7 protein-coding genes are annotated in these 6,630 nt (G+C 70.9%); all 7 read right to left on the bottom strand.

All coding sequences use genetic code 11. The features are described 5' to 3' along the window. On the bottom strand, nt 1-1,339 hold a 1,339-nt coding region (locus VGV06_14800; protein ID HEV2056416.1), incomplete at its 3' end, for a hypothetical protein. Nucleotides 1,340-1,359: 20 nt separating this feature from the next. Then, nucleotides 1,360-2,082 (bottom strand): uracil-DNA glycosylase, encoded by a 723-nt coding sequence (locus VGV06_14795; protein HEV2056415.1) that lies wholly within the window; start codon nt 2,080-2,082, stop codon nt 1,360-1,362. Between the two features lie 5 nt (nt 2,083-2,087). Next, nucleotides 2,088-3,320 (bottom strand): bifunctional phosphopantothenoylcysteine decarboxylase/phosphopantothenate--cysteine ligase CoaBC, encoded by a 1,233-nt coding sequence (coaBC, locus tag VGV06_14790; protein ID HEV2056414.1) that lies wholly within the window; start codon nt 3,318-3,320, stop codon nt 2,088-2,090. Nucleotides 3,321-3,326: 6 nt separating this feature from the next. Further along, nucleotides 3,327-3,539, bottom strand: a complete 213-nt coding sequence (gene rpoZ, locus VGV06_14785; GenBank protein HEV2056413.1) for a DNA-directed RNA polymerase subunit omega — start codon at nt 3,537-3,539, stop codon at nt 3,327-3,329. Beyond that, nucleotides 3,539-4,150 carry a guanylate kinase gene (gene gmk / locus VGV06_14780; protein ID HEV2056412.1) on the bottom strand — a complete coding sequence of 204 codons (612 nt, stop codon included), beginning with the start codon at nt 4,148-4,150 and terminating at the stop codon, nt 3,539-3,541. The genes rpoZ and gmk overlap by 1 nt, the downstream gene beginning before the upstream one ends. A gap of 135 nt (nt 4,151-4,285) precedes the next feature. Then, on the bottom strand, nt 4,286-5,170 hold the full coding sequence (locus VGV06_14775) for a YicC/YloC family endoribonuclease (protein ID HEV2056411.1): 885 nt from the start codon (nt 5,168-5,170) through the stop codon (nt 4,286-4,288). 107 nt (nt 5,171-5,277) lie between these two features. Next, a complete protein-coding gene (locus VGV06_14770; protein HEV2056410.1) occupies nt 5,278-6,486 on the bottom strand; it encodes a hypothetical protein in 1,209 nt (402 codons plus the stop codon). Nucleotides 6,487-6,630 lie beyond the last annotated feature (144 nt).

Here is a 6,630-nt window from a genome sequence, read left to right as displayed (position 1 = left end):
CCCAGAGCAGCTGGAAGGCGCGCTCACCGGCGCGGAAGTCCGGCACCCGGAGGAAGCCGTCGAACCAGACGAAGCCGACGGCGCCCCACTGGCGCGCTCGCGCCCCGAGCAGGAGGGCGGGCGTGCCGACTTGCACCTGGGCGCCCGGGTCGGTGCGCGACACCGTCAGGCGAGGGAAGCGGCGCCGCACCGACGCCTCGACGCGCTCGGCGTCCCATCCGAAGGGCTGGAGGCGGTGGCCGCCGCAGCCGGGGCAGCGCTCGGGCATGGCATCGGTCTTTGCACACAACCGACACGCCATTCCGCGGCGATCGCGCCGGAGCTGAAGCGCCACGCCGCACGCGGGACAGCGGAGGACGGCGCCGCAGTCGTTGCACCCGATGGCTCCCGCCGACCGGCTCACGATCAGCGCCACGCTCTTGCCGGCCCGCGACATGTTCTCGATGGCGCGCGTCAGGGGGAGCGTCAACGGATGATTGCGGAGGATGCCGCGCGTGTCGGAGGCGATCACCTCGGGCCAGGGCGCCGGCCCGTTGGCCACGCGCGTGACCGTGCCCGCTACGGACTTCTGCCAGACCTCGGCCGACGGCGCTCCCGCGAGCATGATCAGGCGGCTGCCGTCGAGCGCCGCTCGGCGGAGCAGGATGTCGCGCGAATGAAGCCGCGGCGGTCCGGGCGGCTTGTGGGCGGGGTCCTGCTCGTCGAGCAGCACGAGGATCGCCGGCGGCGGGAGCGGCACCAGAAGCGCCCCGCGGGTGCCGACCACTATGCTGACGCGCCCCCGTGCCGCGGCGAACCACGCCGCGCGCCGCTCCGCGGGGCCCGCGCCGCTGTCGAGGCGGGCCGCGTCGAGGCGCCGCGCCCACCGCGCCGCGCTGTCGGTGTCCGGCGCGATCACGAGCGCGCCGCCGGAGGTGTCGCCCAATGCCGCGGCGAGGCGATCTTCGCGATGAACGTCCATCCAGACCTCGGGTGGCGGCGCCGCGCCGCCCCGCGCCGGCTCGAGAGGCGGGGCAAGGACTTCCGCGCGCTTCGAGCGTGGCGGCGGCGGCAGGAGAGCCAGGAGCGTCGAGCCCCACGAGGACAGGCTCTCGTCGGCGATCCATCGGCCGAGCTCGAGGCCGCCCGCCGAGAGGATGGGCGCGGGCTCCACGACGTGCTGAATGGGACGCAGGCCCGCGGCATCACCGTCGCGGAGCGCGACGACTACGCCCACGCGCGTGCCGCGGCCGCCGAGCGGCGCGTTCACGCGCTGGCCGGGCGTCACGATCAGCGAGTCGGGGATGAGATACGAGAAGGGATGGTCGAGCGGCAGATCGAACACGACATCGGCGATCATCCGCTCGACTCCCTCTCCCCTCAGGGGAGAGGTCTGAGGGGAGAGGGCTGAGGGGAGGGCGTGGTCAGGCGCTCCCATTCGCGCCGGGCGAGCTTGAGGTCGTCCCAGGCCATGCGCTTGTACTGGTCTCCCGGGTTGCGCAGGAGGAAGGCCGGGTGGAAGGTCGGCACCAGCACGATGTCGCGGTAGAAATAGGCGCGGCCGCGGAGCTTGGTAATGCCTTCCTTGGTGCCGAGGAGCGTCTGCGCGGCGAAGTTGCCGAGGGCCAGGATCACGGCCGGCTGGATCATGTCGAGCTGCGCCAGCAGGAATGGGTTGCAGGCCGAGACCTCGTCGGGCTCGGGGTTGCGGTTCTTCTCGGGGTGGCACTTGACGACGTTGCAGATGTAGCAGTCGCGCTCGCGGTCGAAGTGGACCGAGGCGAGCATCTTGGTCAGGAGCTGGCCCGCGCGGCCGACGAAGGGCTTGCCCTGCTTGTCTTCATCCTCGCCCGGCCCCTCCCCGATCACCACCAGCCGCGCATTCGGGTTGCCCGAGCCGAAGACGATCGTCGAGCGGCTCTGCGAAAGCTTGCACCGCGGGCAGCCCTGGAGCGCTTTTTCCTGCGCGGCCAGCCCCTGCGCTGCGTCCGGCGGCTCGGGCCGGTTGAGCGCGATCTCCTTGAGGCCCAGGTCGCGGTGGTGGCGGAGGGTGTCGGCGACGGCGGCGAGCGCCTCGCCGAGGGCCGCGCGCGGATCCTCCATCGTGGTCAGCGAGAGGGCGTGCGGCGAGGCTTCGGGGCCGCGCGCAGCGCCAGCACGCGGTCCAGGATGGCGTGCGCCACCTGGATCTTGGTCATGCGCGGCAGATCGAGCGCCCCGCCCCAGCGGTCCAGCAGGAGGACCTGGTTGTCGTCGGCCTCGAAGCCGATGCCGTGCTGGCTGACGTCGTTGGCGACGAGGAGATCGATGCCCTTGGCGCGGAGCTTGTCGGCGGCGTGCGCGCGAACGTCGTTGGTCTCGGCGGCGAAGCCCACGAGGAAGGCGCCGCCCTTCTTCTGCGCCAGTTCCTTCAGGATGTCGGGGTTCGGCACGAGATCGAGGCTCCACCCGTCGCGCTTGCCGCCGGACTTGATCTTGGTCGCGCTCGGCCGCTCCACGCGGTAGTCGGCGACGGCGGCGGCCTTGATGACGACGGTCGCGGTACCGAGGTGCTGGAGCGCGGCCTCGCGCATCTCCTCGGCCGTCTGCACGGGGACGTAGACGGCGCCCGCGGGCGGCTTGAGCGCCGTCGGCCCCGAGATCAGCACGACCTCCGCGCCGCGCCGGAGCGCCGCGGCTGCGACGGCGTGGCCCATCTTGCCCGAGGAGCGGTTCGAGAGGTAGCGCACGGGATCGATGGGCTCGCGGGTCGGCCCCGAGGTGACGAGCACGCGCTCGCCGCGGAGGTCGCGGACGGGCGTGAGCAGGCGCTCGACTTCTTCGACGATCGTCTCGATCTCGGGCAGCCGGCCTCTGCCGCTCCACCCCGAGGCGAGCGCGCCTGCTTCGGGCTCGAGGACGCTCACGCCACGCTCGCGCAGCGTGGCGACGTTGGCCTGCACGGCGGCGTGGTCCCACATGCCGCCGTCCATGGCGGGGGCCATGAGAACGGGGCACCGGGCCGCCAGCAGGAGCGTGGTGAGGAAGTCGTCGGCGATGCCGTGGGCGGCCTTGGCCAGGACATTGGCCGTGGCCGGCGCCACGACGAATGCATGCGCACGCTCGGCGAGCGCCACGTGCTCGACCGCGTCGTCGCTCTGCGGGTCGAAGAGGTTCGACAGCACCGGCCGGCCCGACAGCGTCCGGAAGGTGAGGGGGGCGACGAAGTGCTCGGCGCCGGCCGTCATGACCACGGACACCTCGGCGCCGCGGGCGGTCAGCTCACGCAGCAGCAGCACCGCCTTGTAGGCGGCGATGCTGCCCGTGATGCCGAGAATGACCTGCTTGCCCGCGAGCGTCACGGCCGCCTACTCCTTCGGGGCGTCCTCTTCACGGACGCGGTAGCTGATCTTGGCCTCGGCGATCTCCTCGAGGGCCGTGCAGGTCGGCTTCTTGTGCTTGGTCTCGACCTGCGCCGCCGCGCCGCGGTTGAGCTGGCGCGCGCGCTTGGCCGCCAGGACCACCAGCAGGTAGCGATTTGACACCTTGTTCAGGGACTGCTCGAGCGAGGGGAATGCCATTACTCTGGAACCTCCACGTCGGGAAATTTGAGAGTCAGCCGGCTCGTGCGCCAGCGCTCCGCCTGAATGACGGTGGCGAGCTGGTCCACGGCCTCCTTCACGTCGCGATTGATGACCAGGTAGTCGTACTGCCGCCAGGCCGAGATCTCCTCGCGCGCCCGGGTGAGCCGGCGGGCGATCTCGACCGGGGCGTCGCTGTTGCGCTCCCGGAGCCGCGCCTCGAGCTCCTTCATGGACGGCGCCATGATGAAGATCGAGACCGCTTCGGGGTACCGCTGGCGCAGCTGCCGGGCGCCGTGCGTGTCGATGTCGAGCAGGACATCGAGGCCGTGGCTGAGCGCGCCCTCGAGCGCCTTCACCGGCGTGCCGTAGTAGTTGCTGTGAACCTCCGCCCACTCCGCGAACTCGTCCCGGTCGCGCATGTCGAGGAACTCGGCCTCGCTCACGAAGTGGAAGTCGGTGCCGTTGACCTCGCCCGGCCGCGGCAGGCGCGTCGTGTGCGAGACCGAGTAGAAGAGGTCCGGCACCAGGCGGCGCACCTCGTGACAGAGCGTGGTCTTGCCGGCCCCCGAGGGAGCCGAAACCACGACCAGCGCGCCGCGCCGCTTGATCAGTTCCATTTCAGCCCCATGTATCTCAGCTCTCGCCTCACCGTTGATTCACTCAGCCCTCGCCTCACGGCTTCGCCCTTCGGCTCGAACCGCCACGCCTGCGGCTCGTCGGCAGCGTTTCGGCTCGAAAGGTCATCATTCGATGTTCTGCGCTTGCTCGCGCAGTTTTTCGAGGGTGGACTTGGCGGCGATGGCGGCCTGCGACAGCTCGAGGTCGTCCGCCTTGGAGCCGACCGTGTTCACCTCGCGGTTCATCTCCTGGATCAGGAAGTCTAGCGTGCGCCCCACGGCGCCGCCCTCGTCGAGCAGCCGCGCGAACTCGTCCATGTGCGCCCGGAGCCGAGCGAGCTCCTCCGTGATATCGCTCTTCTCCGCCCACATCGCGACCTCGGTGGCGAGGCGCCCCTCGTCGAGCGGTGTCGAGCCGAGCAGAGCCTGGATGCGCTCGCGGAGCCGCTGCTGCTTGCGCTCGGTCGCCGCCGGCCCGCGGGTGCCCATCACGCCCACCTGCTCGCCCATGGCCGCCAACAGCGCGCGCAGCTCCTTGTCGAGGGCCGCGCCCTCCGTGTCCCGCCGCGCGCGGAGCTCCCCGAGCGCCTTGGCGAGCCCGTCGTGGAGAAGCGGCCACCACTCGTCGGGAGACAGCGGCGCCTGCTCTTCACGCGTGATGACGCCCGGCTGCTCGAGCATCCACTGGAGCGTCGGGATCCCGCCCAGGTTGAGCTCGTCGCCGGCCCTGCGGGCCATATCGATGTACGCGCGCGCCTGCGCCATGTTGATCGTGAGGTCAGCCGAGGGCGCGCCGTCGAGCGGCGCCACGGCCACGCTGACCTCGACCCGGCCGCGCTGGACCGCGCCCTGGATCACGCGCCGCGCGTCGAGCTCCAGCGCCGAGAGGCCGCGCGGCAGACGCAGCGCGATGTCGAGGTGGCGGTGGTTGAGCGACTTGCACTCCACAGACAGGCTCAGGCGGACCCCGGCGACTTCGGCGTGGCCATACCCGGTCATGCTGCGGATCATAGGGGCCTCTGCCAGTCAGTGGAGGGGGAGGGAATCGCCAATTCCACTAATGGAGAATAGTCCAAAAAACCTTTGGTGTCAATGTGTTTGGGCCAATGCGCGCCGCGCTAGGCGTCTCCGCCCGCCGTCTCGGGGTCGCCCCAGTGGCGCCAGACGTGCAGGCTCATCGCGCCCAGCCCCACCAGCACCGCCGCCGCCATGACGACTCCGCCGACGAACGGCAGCTGGTTCACGAGGCCGAGGACGGCCAGGGCCAGGATGAACCACAGCGCCCGCGCGGTCCTGGATCGCCGCCCGCGGCGGAGGAAGGCGCGGGCACCGACGTCACCCAGGAAGAATGCCGTCACAAGAAATCCCACGAGCAGCGCTGCGAAGTAGACCACGAAGAGGATGAACCCGAGCGGGATGCCGAGAATCGTGAGCATGGTCAGGATCGCGGCCACCGGTATGGCGACGACGAGCAGGAGGCCGATGCTGAGACTCTTGGCCGGGTCCGAGCCGATGGTGTGCGAGGCGAGCATCGTGAAGCCGGGGAAGAGCAGGTAGAGGGTGACCCCCGTGACGATCAGTCCCGCCATGAAGAGGAGGCGCGAGACGGTCAGGAGGGCCGTCCCGGTGCTCGTCAGCGCGCGCGGCAGCTCCGGCAGGTTGTGGGTGACCCGGCCCTGGATCTTCGCCTTGCGGTCGATCTTTGCGTCCCGCGGGCTCCAGTAGGTCAGGCTGCCCTTGATGCGCGCCGTCGGGAGCACTTCGATCTCCTGGGCCACCAGCTCGACGTCGTCCTGGAACTCTCCCGCCAGTACGATCACGGCGCCCGCCGCGTACAGCGTTTTCGCGATCGTCCCGGCCACGCGCACCTCGCCGCCGACCAGGCGCGCGCGCCCGTCTATGACCGCCTCGGGAGTCAGGACCACCGTGCCGCCGCCCGCGTTCAGGTTGCGCGCGACGTGCGCACTGATCGTGACGGCGCCGCCGGCGGTGCGCACGTTGCGGAGGACGTTGCCCCCGGCGACGACGGAGCCGGCGACGACGATGAGGTTGCCTTCGACGCGCCCGGCGGTGACGACGCGGCCTCCGGCCGCGACGAGGTCGCCCTCCACGTCGGCCTGGATGTCCACCCCGCCGCCGAAGGCGTACAAGTCGCTGGCCACGGCGGGGCCGCTCTTGACCACCGTCTGCCCGACCTGTGGGTCGGCGGCGCGCGCGCCGGGCGCGGGCGTGAGGAGCGCCAGGGTCGCCACGGCCAGGCAGGTGCGCGTCAGCCGCGCGTAAAAGTCCACGTCGAGAGTGTCCCCTCTCGCGCGCGTCTTCGTCAAGCGGCTAGTACTACTGTGTTAGAAAAGTTAGGGGAATCATGGGGTACGCTGGCAGTCTCAGCGTATGCGCACATCCGAGACGGCTCGAGCCCATCGCTTCGCGACGTATGTGGAACAGCTGGCCACGGTCCTCGGCCACCGGGA

Source organism: Candidatus Methylomirabilota bacterium (genome assembly GCA_035936835.1).
In the GTDB taxonomy this organism is placed as follows: domain Bacteria; phylum Methylomirabilota; class Methylomirabilia; order Rokubacteriales; family CSP1-6; genus AR37.
Note: the sequence above shows the minus strand (reverse complement) of the source record. Positions and strands in the feature narration are given on the sequence as shown.